We start from the raw sequence: 18,778 nt of genomic DNA, 5'->3' as shown, positions 1-18,778 counted from the left end.
AATCACCAGTAATAAAATGATACTATAATAATAAAAAAAATACTTATGACTAACCTTATTATTCTCAGCGAAATTGCAATTCCCAAAGAATTCTTTACACTTCAAAGTATGCTAACCCTAACCGGAGCAACAGGGGTTGTATTTGTTGTTTCAAATGGCTTACAAAGAGCCTTCAATTTTAATCCCAAATGGCTGGCTCTTATAATTGCCGAAGTGCTGGCAATTGTGGGGGTTATTACAACAAAGCAATATGCCATAAGCGATTTTTTCGTTGCCATCGTTAACGGATTTCTAATTTACAGCACGGCGGTTGGAACAAATCAAATAACCGGGAAAGAGAATCAAGACCAATCATTGGCCCGCGGCGAAGTTTTACCGGAAGGAAGAAAAAATTTATTACCACCTAAACGTGCCTTTACCTCTAAATGGTTCTAATAGTTGGATATTAAAGCAATTGAGTTTAGCCAATCCTCACAGATTATTTTATTTGGCATCGATAAATACCAAAGCAAGCATTTAGCAGACCTGCGCAGCCCCACGAAAGATGTAGCTAGTCTTCTGCATGTCCTGACAAATCCACATGCGGGAAGCATTCCTTTAGAAAATATAAAAATAATCGAACAACATCAGCCTAAATCACTTGTAATTGAAAAAATACAAGATAAAGTTAATAGTGCACGCGATGGAGACAGTCTTCTATTTTACTTTGCTGGTCATGGCATTATTAATAATTCAAAATTTTATCTCTGCCTTGGTGAAACTGCGATTGACAATTTAGATAAAACCGCGCTTTCCAGCATAGAACTAAATGATTTATTCTCCAACTTCGGTGGAAGGGGACTCATCTTTATTCTGGACTGCTGTCGTAGTGCCGGATTTGCAGAGTTAGCCCCTTCTTATTTTTCTAACCTGAAAGAGAAGGACTTCAAAATTCTTTTAAGTGCTTCACGTTCAGAGCAAAATTCATGGGAATTAGAGAACGAAAATGGCACCTTATTTACTAAACATTTTGTACGTGTCTTGGCAGGTGAAATAGTTATTAGCCGAACGTCAGGGCTGATCTATTTTTCAGAACTCTTTGAATATCTTTCTACTCAGTTGGAGGAGGACCTGAGGCTTAATTACCCCAACGCCCCAAAGCAGGAAGTTGTTTTTACTGGGGTTTATAAAAAAGACCCTTTACTTTTTTTTCACAAAGACCTGTCGCTAAAACAGATGCTTTTGAAAACAACGAGATATTCCCGAGAATACATAATTAAAATTATTAAAAGAGCGACAGCAATTGCGGCAATTACAATAATTTTTGCGTTAGGTGTCACATTTTCAATTTTAGACAAATCTCAATTTGCTGTTATTACAGAAAGTAACGTGTCTGTTTATAAAGGAATTCATCACTTTGCTCTTTTGGGATTTCCCAAACATTTGTATACTCTCAACGTAAATGCGAATGACCTGTTACCCAAAAGCAAACTACGTAATAAACTAGCTTTAGCGGGAACTTTAGGAAAGCAAGTATTTCCAATGGTAATTGATGAATGCAATGATGGAAAAAAAGTTGAACTTTATACAGCCTTAGGCGAGATCTCAAAAGCGAGATCTATTGCACTGAAGGCAATATATAATAAAAATCCTTCGCAGTCACGAAATAAGTCGAACATTTTGAATTATTTTAAGTATATCCAGACACCTCGTGATTCCATCGTATTAATTTCTCTTATTTTAAATCCTTCGAATAGCGTACTTGACAAACGAGCTGCAATAGGTTGCCTTACCAGAATAAGCCTTAAGACAGCATCCAAATATGCATTTCAATGGAAGGTAAACCTTATTGAAGATTTCTATTCACAACGCGAAATTTTGAATAATATACAAAGTAAGGACAAAAAACAAGTCTCACAATACCTGAGTAAATTACTTACTGGCCATTTCGCGGCAAATCTAGTTCCACTAATTTTTGAAACAGCAATTCTTTATGATGTCAAGCTAAAAGACGACGATATAATTACACTGCTAAAAAATGTTCAATACAACGATGGTCTTGCTCTGGGGTATCTTATGAGAAAAAACAACTATGCTACACTTCAAAAACAATTCGAAAACTTTATCATACAAAGCCAAATAAAATTAAAAAAAGGTGAAGATCCAAATTACGATGCAATAAATTTTATACTAACAGCACTGATCGCACAGGATAAGCCAATTGGAATATGTGATCATTTACTAAATCTTTCAGTTCAGCTTCATAGTAATGAAAGTATGCAGTTACTTTTGGCACAATGTCCCGAAGTCGAAACTGAGTTACGTCAAAATCCAGAATATCTGGCTGAAAAGTTCCAGCGAGATCCCTTTATCATTTTAGAATTGGCAAGAAAAAAAATGGTCAACTATGCATTTATAGAAAATACGTTTAATCTGTTGCCAACACCATATCACCAGGAAATCCTTATAAATGCAATGGCTTATCTTAAAAGCCGTGAAGCAATACCACTATTATTAAAGCACTTACCATATAGCGAATCTGATATTTTACCAACATTACGTGTTGCCTCGATTAGGACGCTTCGCGAAATGAACGTTAAATTTGGTCAGTTTCCAGTTTCCATTCCTTTAGACTGGGATGATGTTACCGTTGAGGCACTACGCTGGAAAGCAATTACTGACAGGGCCGGGGTTAACAGTACGATTATATCCTTAATGCCCCAGAAAGACAAATCAATGTTGATAGCAAATTTGATATCTAAGGTTCAACCAGATCAAAAGTTGTTACAAGTGGCTAGAGAAGGTCTTTCAAAAAGCGGAGATGAAAAATTAAACGCAGAAATAATTCTGTCCATGTATGGCAACAAAACAGAGCTTTATGCGCTACTAAACAATAAAGAACTGGAGGTTCGAAATAATGCGATGAAATATTCCGGTTTCAATAAAAATTTTAAAAGTGTAGCTATTTCTATATTAATGATTTCGGATAATTTTCCGAATGAACAATTATCACTGCTTAAAAAGGAGCTTGAAATACAAAATGAGTTTTATTTAATGAATAAAGCTATTCGGGCGACAAGCATAGAAAAAAAGTGGCTTAGGGACATTATTTGTGAAAAATATAAAGAATATGTGACAGACGGTACGTTCTATTTAATGGATAAGGATTAAATTTTACTGTCTTTTTATAACACCTGAAACCTTTGCATTTGCTTTAAAACCTTTGCGTTGAGCAAATAATAAATAAAATCATTATTGCTAAAGAAAATGAAACAGCTCCTGCAGGATTTGACAAAGTCTCCCTTAAAGAAATATTAGGACTTGTCTAATACAAAAGAAGATGTTGCATCACTCTGACTAGTCCTAAAATAACGATACAGGATTAATAATAGTAAAAATACATTTTTTAGACAGAAGTAACTTCCGAGTTACTTCTGTCTTTTGTTTTATAAGTTTTCATTTTAATACTTCTTTGTAAGTACATTTGATTAGGAGTAAGCATATAGTTTGACCAATGTGGTCTAATCTGGTTATATTTATTAATAATCTCAGCTATCCGGTTTATCAGCAAGCACTTAAAATTGGAGACACCTTAGAGGTATTAGCCAAATTTATAGATCTTACGAAATAATAAGTATCAATTACTTTAATTAATTCTAATAAATACAATCTCAAATAAAATTAACTATCTTTTGGGTTATTTTTTAAAGATGTTGAAATTATTAAACATTCGATTGAAAAGTATTTAACTATAAAATATTCCCCATATATGAATATTAAAACGCAATCCGCTAAAGCTTTTCAAGATTGTAAAATGAAAGCTGTCAAAAAAATCAAAATTTGCTTTCATCCAAATTGTACTGAAAAATCTATAAACTCACATATACTTCAAAAAAATGGAATTCTGTCGACAATAGCTGAAGGCCGACATGTTATGCAGCCTTTTATTAATCAATTTAGTAACCCAAGTGTTTCAATAAAAGCAATCGGTTTAAATGAGGCTTTTTCCTTTAATTGTTTCTGTTTAGAGCATGATACTAAATTATTTACTACTATTGAAACTAACGAAATTGATTTTGGTAATTATAAAAACTGTTTACTATTTACACTGAGAACGATTTATAATGAAAAGTTCAGAAAATTAGTTAATGTCGATGTATATTCTTGTCTTGAATCCAATCACTCAAATCTTTATAACTGTTCAATGCTTAGAGAAATGTCATTTGAAGAGAATTTGGGAATAATGGACATAGCACGAACTGAAATGTTAATATGGAATGACATAAATAACAATACAGAATCATTTGTCTTTAGGGTTCGAGAAATTGAAAAAAAAGAAATTTGTTTATCTTCATTTTATAACTATGAAACTAGTCAGGAATTAAACTTTTATCATTATATAAACGGAAAGCAAAAAGAAGAAGTGGTTGACATTTTTATAAATCTATTTCCTTATAAAGATAAATCAATTTTAATGATGGGTTACAAAAAATCAGAAGAGAATTTAGTAAGCAAATATGTAGAAAGCTTTTTCAGCGATAATGAAGAAACGTTGGAAAGTAAAATTACTAATTTAATGTTCTTTCAATGTGAAACTTGGGCAATATCACCTTCACTTTATAAAATGCGAATTGAAGGAAATAATACTATATTGAAAGAGACATTAAAATTTTCCGCACAAAATGATAATGAAAGGTTATTCTTCGATATCAATATATTTAGAGACGACTTCAACAAAAAATTTAATATTTTTAAAAAAGAAAAAAGACTTTTAAAATAAAGTTTATGCCAAAAACTATTACCCGCTTCTTTTGCTAATTAGCGGTACATTTATAATAATTAAATTATAGACATAACACAAAAAGATATAAGTGTAGATGTTAATACTTCACAAAACAGTTAAAAATATATTTATGAAAACATATACAAAAAGAGAGTTAGCTTTAATTATTCATCAAATAATAAATAACAAATACTCTAATCCAGAGTATTTTTATGAACAGTTAAAAACAAACATTAAAGCAAAAATAAAAGCGAATAGTAAAACCGTTTTGACTGATGATGAATATTATAAAAAAGGATTAGGATTTGCGCAATTTATAATTGGGGATTTGAATTTGATAACTATTCAGCACATAGAATTTAGGTTATCAACGGACGTAATAAAAGAAGCTTCCGTTGGAATTGAAATAGCAAATTATAATAATTATTTTTTGAAAGCAGCAAAAGAAATTATTAGAGAATTTTTAAATGCAAAATTTAAGATCCATAAGGCAAAAAACAAAAAACACAATGGTAATCGAAAATGATCTATTCTAAATATAAATTATATAATTTATGATTCAATTGATTAATTTGTTAGATTTGTATTACTGCAAGAGTTTCTACATTTTTTACTGCTTTTACTTTATTAAAATTTCGATTAACTTAAAACAAATATTATGATAACTAAAATCCTGACAATAGAAGATGTTAAGCAATTTGCAAAACAATTGACAGCTGAAGGATTAAGTTTTCATCCCGATGATGATTTTAATGATTATATTAACTTCACAACAAACACGCCATCTTACACTAAAGAAGATGCTGAAGTAAGAAATGAATTAATGAATGAATGCTTCGAGATATGTGAGAAAGAAGGAGTAGATATATATGAAATTATGATGGAAGAACTATTACTAGAGTCTGGTTTAGACAAAATTATACCATTACCATCAAAACAATAATAGATTCTCAAACTAAAGACCTCTGTTATCAATATTCATTGCATTATTGTGCTAAATATTTATCTAAAAATTGCTGAAGGGTTTCATCTCCTCCATGATTTCTAAGTAAATTAAGTCTAATTTGCCTGTTTGATAATGTGGCGTCATTAAAGTCAGCATTTGTATATCCTCTGGGAATACCGACATATTCTTCAACATCTTCAACTGTCCAATTCAAACTATCGATTCCACGTTCAGTAAATAAAACCCGTGGATCTATGTAAATATCAAAATCTTTATAACATTCAGCAACAACATTAAGCACTTCCACTAAACATTTTTCAGAAAGTTCCACAACGCTTCCATTTGGAACTTCCTTAATTTGACTATTAGTTGGAACAAAAAATTGTGTTGAATCATAGAATATTCCTTCATAGATACTATTTTCAGGAGCAATTGGAATTATACCTGTTTTTTGTGCATGGTTTCTAAATTCAACGAAAGCTTTAGCTAACTTACTGCTGCGTAATCTTTCCTGCCTTATTTTATACCAATCGTCAAAATTAGGATATTTTGTCATTACGTACTGTAATGTAAAAGTTATACTTCTTAACGAGGAAACATATGCACTAAAAATATAATTGAATTTATCATCATGTGCATGAGTGTTTTTAAGCTCTTCTAAAAAATAATCTGCTTCACCGATTTTCCATGAAACAATATGAATACCTGCATTTGGAAATACGAATTTTTTCTCCATAGCTTCTTTGATTGTTATCAACGTTGTGTTTATAAATGGTGTCCGGAAGAAATTAGGCCTTGGTTTCGCTTTTGCCGAATTATCATGAATACAGAAATGCAATTTCTATTAAGTCTTTGGTGCAAATCAATTATAGCAATGATAAGCATACCAAGCTATTCTTCCTCATTTTTACGGTAGAGAATTTTACCTATTCCATCTATTATTTTTTGCTTATTTCGATTACTTACAGTTTCTCTATCCACTTCTTCGATTCCATTTGGTAAAATAACTCTTCCCTCAATTGAAATTGCCGGAATTGAATTATAAGAATGAATGACATAATTCTCATCAATTATTCCATTTAAATCAGCTGGAAGTCTAATTGCATAAATTACCCCTAAAGCATTACCAATATCAGAGCAAAGTATAAATAAATTTCTTATCAGTTCATTAATGTTATTATCTAATTCGGGATTTTCTGCAAGAGCATTGTTCACAACTTGCTGAGCTCTTCGAATTTTTCCAATTATCTGACCACCTTTGCTTATACCTGTTGCGTAATTAATTGCATTACCGCTAAGACTCGTAAAACTTAAACGCATATTGTTATTTAAGTAATGTCTTAAAGAACTTGCCATATTATCCACATCATAGTTTATGAAATTTTCACTTTCTAATAATTCTACTAGATTCACTACAGCGTTTTCATCAAATGGTGAGTAGTTTCTTTGAAAACCAATTTGCTCGATATGCTCCGAATAGTAATGTGATGTCCCGTGAAAAACGATGTATGGGTCGTTAACAATGCTTTCAGGAAAGATTTCTAGAGATTGGTCGTTGAAAATATATTCGTATTCGTTCATTTTAGGTTTTGTTGTTTATGGCTTGCTTAAAACTTTGTAGATACTCACTGCTTAATAACGCATATTAAACTCTTTAAAAATGTAAATGCGCAATTCATATATGATAAGAATATACAATACTACATAAAAAAAGAAAACTACAATTGAGGTTTTTGATAAATTGAGATTTATTTTTTTTCAACACAAAAAAACACGCAAAGTAGTTTGCGAACTACCGTAAGAAAAAAGTCGCTTTCCTCATTTAGTTTAATTGTCTTTCGCAGGCGAGAAAGGTTCGACCATAAGTTTTGCTTTCCAATTATTAAGACAACAGTTCATATAAAATATAATATCAGATATCAGATATCAAATATCGCATATTGCGATATGCGATATTTGAAATATTCGAGCCATAAATGAAGATGATTAAAGAATTAGAAAAACTAGAATGAATTCAGCATAATTTAACAGTTCATCTCGGAAATTTTCACCACATTTGTTGTGTATTTATACGAAGATTTTTTGAGTTACCCTATTGGTAACCCTGTTCTTAGAGATGATGTGAAGCCCCAATATCATTGGGATTAAAATAAGGCTTGCGGAGCCTCTTTCTCCGCAACACTTTGAAGCCCTCAATTTTTATTGAGGGTTTTTCTTTTTTTGGGTTCTTACTCTCCTTTTTTGTCACTTCGAAGAATAAGAAGTCTTCTTTAGAAACTCGACAAAGATTGGTAATACTTTAAGGAGCTACTTCAAAAATTCGAAAATTGAGAATTAAGCAACAAAATCGAATAGTTTACACAGAAAGCAATCTATATGTTTTTACTCCTTTAAACAGACTTCTAAGTGCTTTAAAACCGATTGTCGAAGTTTATTTATGTAAACAAAACAATCACTACAGATTTACACATATAATAGCTAACAAACCCAATTTTTACAGGATCTTTTTTTATATTTGATCCTCAAACTTTTTAATTGAAACCGCTTTATCGTTGCGCTTTCAAAAAATTGACACTCATTATGGAACAGAAAATACATCAGGGAAGAAACGTAAAACGTTTTAGAGAAATGCTAGGCATCAAACAAGAGACATTGGCTTTTGATCTGGGAGAGGAATGGAATCAAAAGAAAATTTCGATGCTGGAGCAAAAAGATGTAATTGAGGATAACCTGCTAAAACAAATCTCAGATGCTTTAAAAATTCCTGTTCAAGCGTTTCAGAATTTTGATGAGGAGCAGGCTGTAAATTTAATTTCTTGTAATTTCTCTGATAATGCAATGTTCAATAATAGAATTGAAGTTTTTAATAACAATTCGATTGAGGACATCAAAAAACTTCACGAAGAGAAAATTGCTTTATTCGAGCGTATGCTGAAGGAGAAAGATGAAATGATGGCAAGGCTTGAGAAATTAATTAAAAAATAGATTCCTAGGATAATTTTTATTCATAAGTAAGGCTCAACTTAATTGGTTGAGCCTTTTTTATCGTAAAACATATTGCTTAGAATTAATGTTTTGAAAAAATATCTGCCAGAGATTCGCTTTGAGCTATTACTCTATCAGCTTCCATTTTAGCAACATCTGGTGGATAACCATACCGCATTAATATTTTTTTTACAGTTAAGCGCAATTGTGCTCTAACATCATCACGTTTACTCCAATCTACTGTTGCATTTTTTCTGATAACATCAACTATTGTATGAATTAAATCTTTCATTTTATCATCATCTAAAAAAGAAGTTGAATCATTATCTTTAAGAATACTATAAAAAGCATATTCTTCGGGTGTTAAACCTAAATCCTTCGATTTTTTATCTTCTAATCGCATTTCTTTTGCGATTTCTGATAGTTCCTGTAATACTTGTGCGGAATCTATTTGATTGTTATGGTAACGTTTAACAACTGATTCAAGCATTTCGGAGAACTTTTTACCTTGTACTAAATTTTTTGCTTTACGAATTTTTACTTCGTCGCTTAATAATTTTTTAAGTAATTCAAATGCAAGGTTTTTTTGTCGCATATTTTTCACTTCCAACAAAAACTCATCTGATAAAATACCTACTGATGGGGCTTTTATCCCTGCCGCTTCAAAAATATCAATTACACCATCACTTGATAATGCTTCATCAACAATTTGTTTAATTGCAGTTTCTACTTCATAGTCTGATTTTACACCATTACTATTGAACTTGTTTATTCTTGATTTAACTGCCTGAAAAAATGCTACTCCATTTTTAATTCTATTAGCGTCTGCACTAGGAATAGACATTGCAAACAATCTTGATAACAAAGTAACTTCTTTTAAAAAGCGATTCTTTAAAGTCTCAGTTGATAGTATAAAATTTTGGGCTCCTAACAATATTTGTAATTTTTGAGCAGTTTCAGAAATAAAATAGGCTTTAAAATTATAGCCACTAAACATTTGTTCTATAATTTCAAACTTCTCTTTCATTCCTGCAATAGCTTCTTTTATATCAAATATTGGTGTTCCTTCACCACCACTTTGCAAATAGATTGCCATTGCGTTTCTTAAATCTTGACCTATACCAATATAATCAACAATTAAACCACCTGGTTTATCTTTGTAGACTCGATTTACCCTTGCTATTGCTTGCATCAAATTTGCCCCTTGCATTTTTTTATCAATGTACATAGTATTCAAACTTGGCGCATCAAATCCTGTTAGCCACATATCTCTTACAATGACCAATTTTAGTTCATCATTAGAATCTTTCATCCTTGTTGCTAGATTTTTGCGTTGTTTTTTTGTTGTATGATGTGGCTGTAATAAAATAATATCATCAGAAGCACTTGTCATAATAACCTTTATTTTTCCTTTGTCTATATCTGAACTGTGCCATTCGGGTTTTAGAACAATTATTTCTTCATATAGTTTAGCACAAATAGTTCTAGTCATACAAACTATCATTGCTTTCCCTTCAAAGACTTCTTGACGTTTTTCAAAGTGTGTAACTATATCTTTGGCAATGTCTTTTAATCTGTCAGGGTGTCCTACAACCGCATCAATAGTTGCTACTTTTTGTTTAGCTTTTTCTAATTGCTCTTCGGTAGCATCTGAAATAGCGTTTATTTCTGCATCAATTGTGGCTGTAGTTGCATCGTCTAATTTAATTTTTATTAAACGTGATTCATAACTAATAGGTACCGTTGCACCATCATCTACTGCTTGTTTGATGTCATAAACATCTATATAATCACCAAAAACAGCAGGAGTTGATTTATCTTCTTTTTCTATTGGAGTTCCTGTAAATCCTATGTAAGAAGCATTAGGTAAAGCATCACGTAAGTATTTTGCATTACCATAGCGAGTTTCCATACCATCTTCTGTTTCCACTTCTCTACCTGCAAAACCGTATTGACTTCTATGTGCTTCGTCCGCAACAACAACTATATTCGTTCTTACTGATAAAGTATTGTAAACATTGCCTGTTTCGGGTGAAAATTTTTGAATAGTAGTAAAAATTACACCACCACCAGAAACTTTTAATAATTCTTTGATGTGTTCTCTATTTTCGGCTTGTACTGGTTTTTGTCGTAACAAACCAACGCAGTTACCAAATGTTCCAAATAATTGATCGTCTAAATCATTACGGTCGGTTAAAATTACAATGGTCGGGTTTTCCATTAAAGGATGCGTAATGATTTGTCCGCTATAAAAAACCATCGTTAATGATTTACCGCTTCCTTGTGTGTGCCAAACCACACCAGCTTTTCTATCTCCATCTATGTTGTGTGTTGCCCTTATAGTTTGTTTCACTGCTTTTTGTACAGCATAATATTGATGATAAGCGGCAACTTTCTTAATTTTTGTTTGAAAAATTAATCCTGTTTTCTGATCTTTCTTTTCTTCAGACTCAAAAACGGTACAATAACGAATCAATTCAACTAAAGTTTTTCTATCTAACATACATTCTGCTAGAATTTGCAACTCAGTTTTAACTTCGGTATCATTATATTTAGGTGCTTTCCAAGGTAAATATCTCGAAAAAGGAGCAGAAACACTTGATGCTCTGGCTTCTATGCCATCAGAAATAATACAAAGTGCATTGTAGTAAAAAATGCTTGGAACGGTATTTTTATAAGTTTGTATTTGTTGAAATGCTTTTAGTAATGTTGCTTTTTCATTAGTCGCATTTTTTAATTCTATAAAGACCAACGGTAAACCATTAATATAAATTACTACATCAAAACGTTTTTCGTTATTGTTTTCTTTAACTACTAATTGATTGACGATCCAAAAACTATTATTTTCAACATTTTCAATATCTAATAAAGTAACAGCAATACCAATTGCACTTTCGTCTTTTGTATATTCAACTGTCACACCATTGACAAGATAATTATGAAAACGCTCGTTGTTTTCCATAATATCTTGTGTGCCCAAATTGATCACTTTTTGAAAAGCTTGTATTCGTGCCGATTCTGGCAAAGTAGGATTGAGTTTTTTTAAACTGTCTTTAAAATGATTTTCTAAAATAGCCGAAGTAAAGTTTTCTCTTTGTGTTTTTTTACTATATGATGCTACATCAGGACCATAAAAATAAGTATAGCCTTGATTTACTAATTGTTCTATTAGTGATTCTTCTATAGTGTTTTCGTTCATGTTTCAAACAGTAAAAATTATTATTTAAAGCAACATAGCATTTCTATTATCTACATATTCATTAAGCACATTTTGATAAAACTCAATTTTTTCAACAAATTCAATATAGTTAAAATCCCCATCAACATTTGTAATTTCTGCCAAAAGCATTGTTTCTTTAGCATGCGAATATTTAGCTTTTCGACACTCAATACCACTTTTTTTAAAGAAAGGAACAAAGCCATCATAAATATCATCTCGCATTTGAATATTAATTTTCACATTATCCTTTAGATAAATCCTGTAATTCACACGAAGCCTGTCATCTTTAAAAACAATATCCATATAGATTCCTATTTTTTTGTCAATTGAAGTTAATTCTTTACCTCCAAACCAGAAAGCAAGAAGTGCTTCTCTATTATTGGCAACTTCACCCCAACCAGCATTAAAATGTTCTTTATAATCATGAAAAAAGCGAACACATGACCACCGTTTCCAATCTTTTATTGGCCTTATGAGATAATTGTTTGACTCGATTTCGGCATTATTGAAATGTTTTTCTTTTATTTCTAAATAGCTGTGATATTGTGATAAAACATCATTATCTACAGCGGTGACTTTTTCTAGTGTAATTATATTCAAAAGATCTTTTACTGTATAATAATGGTAATTGTTTTCAATAATTTTTGATAAATCTACTTGATATCCTGTCTTGAAATATATAGGCACTAAAACATGACAAGTTTTTAACTCTGATATTTTGGTTAAATAGCGTTGTAACTGATTGGAATGATCATTGCTATGTACCTTATCTTCTATAATAATTCCATAAGTACAATCATTCATTTTGAAAGTAACAAATATATCTACTTTATGAAATTGTTGCTTAATTTCCAGTTCAGATATCTCTCCAATTGTAATATTTTGAAAAGCTACCAAAGATTGTAAAAATGAAATTCCTAAGTTGTGTAATTTCTCATTATCATTTTTAAATATAGGATTAGCCCATTGCAATAACCATGTTATAAATGCATCTTGGGTTAGTTCACTCGTAGCGTAGTTGAAAATATTGGGTTGGTTCATTAATAGTATTATGAAAAATATTATTCTATTTCAGTATCTTCTTCAAGAAGTCTATTATTATATTCTTCCAATGTATCTTTATAGCTATCAAAATCTGTATTAAACAATACTTCACTTGGTGAAAAGGAAAGTTCACCTACCATTATATTCTCTTGACTAGAATCTAACCAAGTGTTGAATTCTTGATTGTCAAGATATAAAATCTCTGGTTTATCAGATTCTTCATCTCTAATCTTGCGTTGTTCTTTTGCGATCATATATTTTTCTTCATATTCCAATTTTCTTTTAATAGTTCTCTTATTAGATTTGTATTTTTCAAATCTCTCAAAAGACTTTTCAGACCAAATTGAAATGAACCAGATTAAAATAAATGTTGAAATTGACGGACCTAAGAAAACATACCAAAAATTATGTATGTATTCCCAAAAATCAGTAGTTGGATAAAAACTTAGAAGATAATCTAATTTAAGTTTTTTAAATTTTGTACTTTCTACAAAAAGAAGACTGTAAACAAAAGTCCAATTATAAATTATCCAAGCCATTATAAAATAGAAATACATTGGACTAAAAAAGCGTTCAATTACAACTTCTTTTGTATCTTTTAGCATTTCTTTTCCTAAATCTTTTGCTTCTTCTAACATAAAAATTATATTTTTACACGAATTTCACCACTCATTAATCTTGGTAATAATTCATCTCGAGTTTTAGTGAGTGTCTCGATTTGCAATAAATTAGTTAATACTTTTTCAAACATAGGGTAAATAGAATTATCAAATTTTTCCAATATTTTTTTATTAGGAATTACACAATCAATATTTCTAAATGAAGATTTACTTATCTCCATAAAAGTTGATCCATTTGAAGCATTTTCAATTATTTTCATATTTTCTTTTAACCATAAATACATGAAATTATTTGAAAAATATTGTTCAGGAGCAATTGCAATGTATCCTTGATTTATTGCTAATTTAATATTTGTTAGTGCTAAATAACCTACAGGTGCTCTTGAAGACATTAGTAGTGTTCTTTTTGGTAATAGACCTGAACTAATCTTTTTTAAACCTTCTTTTGTGATTTTTTTTTCTGTATTTAAAAGAAATATTCCCTTTGAGTTACTTAAATCTTTTGGACTTGTCCAACTAATATCACCATTCCAATAATCAGGATTTATGGTACTCGGCGTTGTTCCTCCAAAAGTTTTAGTAACATCTCCTAGTTTTCCAATTCTCCATCCTTCTGGTAATTTATCAGTTATTTGATATTTACCAAACCATTCTTTAAAAATGATTTGAGCTGTTTCTTCTAAAGTTTTATTTTGAGCTCGTAGTAATTCAATCTTATTATCAAAAGCAACTATCAAGTCAACAATTTCCTTTTGTTCTCTTATATTAGGTTTAGGATAATAGAGTTTATAAACTTCAGATTGATATATAGCAGGAATAGAACTTCCACTTGTTAGTGATAATACTTGTTGATTGCCATTTTTTGAAATTAAATAATAAAACAAGAATTTTGGATTACCTATAAATTCCTTGAGAATTATTACACTTGGGTTAATTGTTGCTTCACCATATTCAGAATGATAATATCCAACTTCTCCTAAATTTCCCCTTGTAACTAGCAAAACATCTCCATCTTTAAGCATTATTTCAGGAGATTCTTCATATTTTAGTCTTGACAAATGTTTTACATTCTCTAATACTAATTGTAATTTAGATTTTATTTCTGTTCCACCAATAACGATTGGTCCAGATTCAACTAGATCAGAAGTTGTATATCCTTTCCATCCAATCCTACCTTGAATTTTTAAATCAGTTGAAAATTTTCCTTCTTCCCAATCTTCAGGTATTTTTCCAATCTTTGTTTCTTTATAACCTTTCATAATTGAATACCAATTTTAGCCAGTTGTGTAACTATTTCGTTATTCAGTTCTGATTCTTTATTCATTTGTTCTTTTAAAATACTTGTTAAGGTTGTCATTTTGGTTTCAAAAGAAATACCATCATCATCGAAATCTTCAATGCCTACATAACGTCCAGGTGTCAGGATATAGTTGTGGTTTCGTATTTCATCCAAATTTGCACTTTTACAAAAACCTTTTTCATTATGGTAGTTTTCTCTCTTACGCCAGTTGCTGTAAGTAGCTGTTATTTTTTCTATGTCCCCCTCTGCTAAATCACGATGCGTTCGATCTTTCATAAACCCCATTTCGGAGGCATCGATAAACAAAATCTCACGACTGTGATTACTTTTTTCTCTGCGTAAAAACCAAATACAGGCAGGAATTCCTGTATTGTAAAATAATTGTTTGGGTAAAGCGACAATGCATTCTACCAAATCGTTTTCAATTAAATTTTTACGTATTTCACCTTCACCGCTAGTGTTAGAGCTTAACGAACCGTTAGACAAAACTGTTGCCATCACACCTCGTGGTGCCAAATGGTACAACATATGTTGCATCCAGCCAAAATTAGCGTTCCCACCTGGAGGTATACCATATTTCCAACGTCCATCTTCTTGCAAAATATCTACTCCCCATTCACTTTGGTTAAATGGTGGATTAGCTAAAATAAAATCAGCTTTTAAGTCTGGGTGTGCATCTTTAAGAAAAGTCCCTTCAGTATTCCATGCCACAAACTTGGAGTTAATGTTACGAATAGCAAGATTCATTTTAGAAAGTTTCCAAGTCGTTTGGTTACTTTCTTGTCCATAAACGGTAATATCTTTTATATTTCCTTGATGCTCAGTTACAAATTTTTCACTCATTACAAACATTCCGCCACTACCACTTGCTGGATCATATACTCTGCCCTTGTAAGGCTCTATCATTTCTACCATTAATTTCACAATTGATTTTGGTGTATAGAATTGTCCTCCTTTTTTACCTTCGGCATTAGCAAATTCACCTAAAAAGTATTCGTAGACTCTACCAAAAAGGTCTTTTGATTTACCGTTTTCTATTTGCAATTCGGTGTTAGAAATTAGATCAATCAACTCCCCTAAAGAGGTTTTGTCTAAATTGGCTCTACCATATACTTGTGGTAAAACATTTTTAAGCTCTTTGTTTTCCCTCTCGATGGCTTGCATTGCTTCATCGATGGTTTGTCCAATTATTGGTAATTTAGCATTGGCGTGTATGTGGTTCCAACGTGCTTCTTTCGGTACAAAGAAGGTGTTAGCTGCTAGGTATTCATCTCGATCTTCGGGATCCGAATATTCATCGGCTTTTAGTTTATCATACAGCTCTCCAAAAGATTCGGAAATATATTTCAGGAAGATTAAGCCTAATACTACGTGTTTGTATTCAGCTGCATCAATATTTTTTCGAAGTTTATCTGCTGATTTAAAGAGTTTTTGCTCAAAAGTACTATTGTCTATTTTAGCCATTAAAAGAATTAATTTGTGATTGTCAAACTTACCAATAAATTAGCACTTTATCAATCATAATAATATTGTGATTTAGTTTGTAAAGTACTAATTTGTTAAAATTTATTTGACAATTTTTTACTTCTAACTATTATTTTCCGCAACACCCACATTTTGAAGCATCAGTTGGACCTAAACTTTTCCTTAAAGATTCACTTAAATTTGATTTATAAAAAGTTGTTCCTGCTTGATAATCATTAATGAATTTAGTTAACTCTGCCTTTTCAGCATCTGATAATTTTGTAAACTCATATTTGAACTTTTCTGTTTTTGTACTCATTTTTATAATTGTTTAATTAATATTTACCACAAACTGCACAGGTTGATTTTTCCATTGAGTATGGAATTTCATGACATCTGATACATTCTTTATTAAATTCGCGAAGAGACCATCTCATTCCTTTAATCCGCTCTTTATTAGTTAGATCATGTTTTACATCTTGCTCATTTCGAAATTTTAGTTTTTCATTCAAAATGTTATATTTTATGGTTAAATCATCAACAGAAGCTGGTGGAAATTGACCTAATGTTTTAAAGTCTTGTGCTAAAAGATTATGATCTCTTGTAGCTTCTAAAGAATACGCTAATTCATCATCCCATTTAAATACTAAAGCCAATGCTGAAAATATTAATTGTATTAACAATATTGGACCGGCCACATAAAGCGAAAGGCTTTGGATGTAATTGTTCCCATAAGTTAGTACATAACCTCCAAAAATTAATGGAACAATCAAACCAATAAAGTTTATTAATCTTAATCTTCTTTCGTACTTGTTTACCCGCTCTCCATAAATATAGGATTTACCATAACAATGAAATTTGTTATTATGGCATTCATTTCTAATATTCTCTGTACGAATTTCGGCTGCTTCCATTTGATAAAATTATTGAAAGAGATTTGATGAGATTTACGGAAAACCATAACCTACTAATATTTATCTCAACAAGTGTAATGATAAAATAAAATGCTACAATACATATTTATACTGGTTTATGGAGAGAACTAAATATCCAAAAAGCTATAATCATCGTAGGTAGATCAGGGAGAAACGTTTCGTAATTATAAAAGCGAGATGCTCGCCAGCTGGAGTTAAGAAATTAGTTCACAAGAAAGTAAAAAGCCATTTGAAAGAATTCTGAGCTGAATTATCAAAGTACAACCTCGCTCAACAAAGAGTTCATAATGGAAAACTGTGGGAATGTCTACCCTACTTCGCACTAACAATCTGAATCAAGTTTTAGTAAATCTAACTCAAACAAAAAAAGCTTCAAATTACTATGAAGCTTTTAGAATTGTAACGGGAGTTAATCAAAAAAAATAAAGAATAGATCGAATATTACTTTAAACGAACTTCTAAATTGTATCCTACACTTTAATCTATTTCGATTGTCAATTTATTAGATTTAACTTTAAGATTAGTTGAACCATTATCCGTTACATTATAACTTCCATTGTCGTTAGGAACGAATTTGTTGAAATAGTCCGTATTACTTTTGTACAGTAAAAAATCATATTCACTTGGTCCAAATTCAACCGTTCCTGTTGTTTTTGCTGAAAGTTGTATTTCTAAAATCAATGTTTTGATATAAAGTTCATTATCAATTTTTTCCATTGATTGTCTGTTTCTGAATAAATCCCAATCAAAATTTACAATCTCAAATTGTGGATCAATCCATTTTTCAAAACCATCTATTCCTGCTATATCATCAATGGTTTGTTCAACACCTACCTTTATTTCGTTTTCCTTTCCTTTAAGTGAAAGATTTTTAGCCGCAGCACGCTTTCTATATGTTTTAGAGAATTTCGAATACTCGTACAGGCTCAATGTAATGGTGTCTTTTTTATCGTAACTAGATTGGTCTGAAGACCAAATTACTTTTACAGCATTCTGGTCGGTTTTAATTTTTTCTACAACATTAATAGAAAATGGCGAAGTCTTATATACCTTTCCTTTATGTGTTACCGACAAAATCGGAAACTCTATTTTGCCCAGTTTTGTAGGTGTAGCATAGGTGTAAAAAGAATAAAATTTCTTAATGACTTTATCATCATCACCTGTCAGTTCACTTTCTCTTGTTCTGTTTAATGCATAGCTTAATTTATCAGTTAATTCCAAACCATCAATTTCCGGAGTACTACTCGAAATACTGTCCGGCATTTCTTCAAAATGAATACTAAAATCAAAAGATTTTCCAAGCTCTACTTCGGGTTGTACAACAAAATGAACAAATTCTTTTTTCTTTTTGATGTTGCTTTTGTTATTGCTTTTACTTTGGCAGGATACAATTGCAAAAGGTGAAATTATAATTATCAGGTAAAGGAAAAGAGTGTTTTTAAGTTTGTTCATTTTGGTTGTGTTTCTGAAGTGAATTAGTTTTTCGTCGGGCGAATATAAGA

Annotated in this window: 16 protein-coding genes; 6 read left to right on the top strand and 10 right to left on the bottom strand. The window is 31.0% G+C overall.

Features of this window, described 5'->3' with window-relative positions; all coding sequences use genetic code 11:
* The first annotated feature begins 45 nt into the window (after positions 1-45).
* The 5 genes from B0A66_RS05960 (at position 46) to B0A66_RS05940 (ending at position 5,705) form a co-directional block, all read left to right on the top strand.
* Positions 46-435 (top strand): hypothetical protein, encoded by a 390-nt coding sequence (locus B0A66_RS05960; RefSeq protein WP_089048945.1) that lies wholly within the window; start codon positions 46-48, stop codon positions 433-435.
* 3 nt (positions 436-438) lie between these two features.
* Positions 439-3,150 carry a caspase family protein gene (locus tag B0A66_RS05955; protein WP_089048944.1) on the top strand — a complete coding sequence of 904 codons (2,712 nt, stop codon included), beginning with the start codon at positions 439-441 and terminating at the stop codon, positions 3,148-3,150.
* A gap of 598 nt (positions 3,151-3,748) precedes the next feature.
* Entirely contained in the window at positions 3,749-4,759 is a 1,011-nt protein-coding gene (locus B0A66_RS05950) for a hypothetical protein (protein ID WP_089048943.1), read from the top strand.
* A gap of 133 nt (positions 4,760-4,892) precedes the next feature.
* Positions 4,893-5,288 (top strand): hypothetical protein, encoded by a 396-nt coding sequence (locus B0A66_RS05945; protein WP_123868221.1) that lies wholly within the window; start codon positions 4,893-4,895, stop codon positions 5,286-5,288.
* Positions 5,289-5,420: 132 nt separating this feature from the next.
* Positions 5,421-5,705 (top strand): hypothetical protein, encoded by a 285-nt coding sequence (locus tag B0A66_RS05940; protein WP_089048941.1) that lies wholly within the window; start codon positions 5,421-5,423, stop codon positions 5,703-5,705.
* Between the two features lie 43 nt (positions 5,706-5,748).
* On the opposite strand, the gene B0A66_RS05935 is transcribed toward B0A66_RS05940, so the two are convergent.
* Together B0A66_RS05935 and B0A66_RS05930 are read right to left on the bottom strand one after the other, a co-directional pair.
* On the bottom strand, positions 5,749-6,444 hold the full coding sequence (locus tag B0A66_RS05935; protein WP_089048940.1) for a hypothetical protein: 696 nt from the start codon (positions 6,442-6,444) through the stop codon (positions 5,749-5,751).
* A gap of 155 nt (positions 6,445-6,599) precedes the next feature.
* Complete coding sequence (locus B0A66_RS05930) at positions 6,600-7,289, bottom strand: hypothetical protein (RefSeq protein WP_089048939.1); 690 nt, start codon at positions 7,287-7,289, stop codon at positions 6,600-6,602.
* A 999-nt stretch (positions 7,290-8,288) separates the two neighbouring features.
* Between B0A66_RS05930 and B0A66_RS05925 the strand changes: the two genes are divergently transcribed.
* Positions 8,289-8,693 (top strand): helix-turn-helix domain-containing protein, encoded by a 405-nt coding sequence (locus tag B0A66_RS05925; protein WP_089048938.1) that lies wholly within the window; start codon positions 8,289-8,291, stop codon positions 8,691-8,693.
* Positions 8,694-8,775: 82 nt separating this feature from the next.
* On the opposite strand, the gene B0A66_RS05920 is transcribed toward B0A66_RS05925, so the two are convergent.
* The 8 genes from B0A66_RS05920 to B0A66_RS05885 form a co-directional block, all read right to left on the bottom strand.
* Positions 8,776-11,892: a type I restriction endonuclease subunit R gene (locus tag B0A66_RS05920; RefSeq protein ID WP_089048937.1), complete on the bottom strand. Its 3,117-nt coding sequence runs from the start codon at positions 11,890-11,892 to the stop codon at positions 8,776-8,778.
* Positions 11,893-11,916: 24 nt separating this feature from the next.
* Positions 11,917-12,954, bottom strand: coding sequence for a PD-(D/E)XK nuclease family protein (locus tag B0A66_RS05915; protein WP_089048936.1), 1,038 nt, complete (start codon positions 12,952-12,954; stop codon positions 11,917-11,919).
* 20 nt (positions 12,955-12,974) lie between these two features.
* On the bottom strand, positions 12,975-13,595 hold the full coding sequence (locus B0A66_RS05910; protein ID WP_089048935.1) for a hypothetical protein: 621 nt from the start codon (positions 13,593-13,595) through the stop codon (positions 12,975-12,977).
* A gap of 5 nt (positions 13,596-13,600) precedes the next feature.
* Positions 13,601-14,836 carry a restriction endonuclease subunit S gene (locus B0A66_RS05905; protein ID WP_089048934.1) on the bottom strand — a complete coding sequence of 412 codons (1,236 nt, stop codon included), beginning with the start codon at positions 14,834-14,836 and terminating at the stop codon, positions 13,601-13,603.
* Positions 14,833-16,341 carry a type I restriction-modification system subunit M gene (locus tag B0A66_RS05900; RefSeq protein WP_089048933.1) on the bottom strand — a complete coding sequence of 503 codons (1,509 nt, stop codon included), beginning with the start codon at positions 16,339-16,341 and terminating at the stop codon, positions 14,833-14,835. The genes B0A66_RS05905 and B0A66_RS05900 overlap by 4 nt, the downstream gene beginning before the upstream one ends.
* Before the next feature lie 130 nt (positions 16,342-16,471).
* Positions 16,472-16,660: a hypothetical protein gene (locus B0A66_RS05895; RefSeq protein WP_089048932.1), complete on the bottom strand. Its 189-nt coding sequence runs from the start codon at positions 16,658-16,660 to the stop codon at positions 16,472-16,474.
* 16 nt (positions 16,661-16,676) lie between these two features.
* Positions 16,677-17,255, bottom strand: a complete 579-nt coding sequence (locus B0A66_RS05890; RefSeq protein ID WP_089048931.1) for a mobilome CxxCx(11)CxxC protein — start codon at positions 17,253-17,255, stop codon at positions 16,677-16,679.
* Positions 17,256-17,753: 498 nt separating this feature from the next.
* A complete protein-coding gene (locus tag B0A66_RS05885; protein ID WP_089048930.1) occupies positions 17,754-18,728 on the bottom strand; it encodes a hypothetical protein in 975 nt (324 codons plus the stop codon).
* Positions 18,729-18,778 lie beyond the last annotated feature (50 nt).

The organism is Flavobacterium hercynium, assembly GCF_002217285.1.
GTDB classification, from domain to species: Bacteria; Bacteroidota; Bacteroidia; order Flavobacteriales; family Flavobacteriaceae; genus Flavobacterium; species Flavobacterium hercynium.
This window is presented reverse-complemented; position numbering and strand designations above follow the sequence as displayed.